The sequence below is a fragment of the Pseudomonas reactans genome (genome assembly GCF_013387025.1).
In the GTDB taxonomy this organism is placed as follows: Bacteria; Pseudomonadota; Gammaproteobacteria; order Pseudomonadales; family Pseudomonadaceae; genus Aquipseudomonas; species Aquipseudomonas reactans.
In genome coordinates this window covers 1-345 of record NZ_JACAQP010000057.1, presented here as the reverse complement: position 1 = coordinate 345, position 345 = coordinate 1, and the positions used below count along the sequence as shown (strand labels likewise).

1 pseudogene is annotated in these 345 nt (G+C 62.0%); it reads right to left on the bottom strand.

Features of this window, described 5'->3' with window-relative positions:
- Positions 1-139: 139 nt before the first annotated feature.
- Positions 140-345: pseudogene (locus HX793_RS31050) on the bottom strand (hypothetical protein); the annotation flags it as partial.

Here is a 345-nt window from a genome sequence, read left to right as displayed (position 1 = left end):
GGGGTGGGGGGTATATCCGTTGCTGCGGTGATGGCTGATATTGGTTCCGCCCTTACGGCGGCTCACTTTTGAAGAGCGCAAAAGTAAGCAAAACGCTCTTGCCCCAACACTCGGCACCTCGCCTAGGCTCGGTGTGCCCTCACTCCGGCTTGAATCCGTGGGCCGCCGCGATGGGCCATCCTTGGCCCAGCGCGGCTAACCCGGCGTCCTGCCGGGTTACCCACGGATTCAAGCCTGCGTTCGGCCAGCGTGGTTTTACGGGGCGCCGAAGATCAAAAGCCAGATCAAAAGCGACTCGTTTCGCATCGTGGATACGCGGTCCTGTAGGAGCCGGCTTGCCGGCGA